This window comes from Pantoea sp. RG18, assembly GCF_025910075.1.
Lineage (GTDB): Bacteria > Pseudomonadota > Gammaproteobacteria > Enterobacterales > Enterobacteriaceae > Pantoea > Pantoea agglomerans.
In genome coordinates this window covers 1-584 of record NZ_JAPCIL010000034.1, presented here as the reverse complement: position 1 = coordinate 584, position 584 = coordinate 1, and the positions used below count along the sequence as shown (strand labels likewise).

1 protein-coding gene is annotated in these 584 nt (G+C 71.1%); it reads left to right on the top strand.

Annotation, left to right across the window (positions count from 1 at the left end; all coding sequences use genetic code 11):
* Positions 1–584, top strand: a 584-nt coding sequence (locus OK409_RS22420; protein ID WP_264367560.1) for an Ig-like domain-containing protein, incomplete at both ends; no start/stop codon positions are given.

Genomic DNA, 584 nt, shown 5'->3' with positions numbered 1-584 from the left:
CGCTATGACCTGACGGCGACGGCGGTGAACGCGGCGGGGGTTTCCTCGGCGGAGACCGGCGCGTTTAACGTGGTGCTGGACACCGTGGCACCGGAGGCGGCCGTGGCGGCGCTGATGGACGCCCAGGGTGAGGTGCAGGGCGAAGTTGCCAGCGGCGGGGTAACCGACGACCGCGCGCCGGTGCTGAAGGGCACGGCGGAAGCGGGCGCGACGGTGACGGTATATCTGGACAACAGCAGCACGCCGGCAGGCAGCACGGTGGCGGACGCGGACGGCAACTGGACACTGGCGCTGGGCACGCTGACGGACGGGGAGCACAGCTGGCAGGTGAAGGTGACGGACGCGGCGGGGAACGAAACCCGCGGCGAGCGCGCGACCTTCAGGCTGGACAGCAGCAGCGTGGAGCTGAGCATTGACCAGGCGAACGACGATGCGGGAAGCATCACCGGCGCGGTACTGAACGGCGGCCTGACCGACGACAGCACGCCGGAGCTGCAGGGCACGGCGGCGGCGGGCGCGGTGGTGACCATCAGCGACCAATCGGGCGCGGTGCTGGGCAGCAGCACGGCAAACAGCAGCGGCGT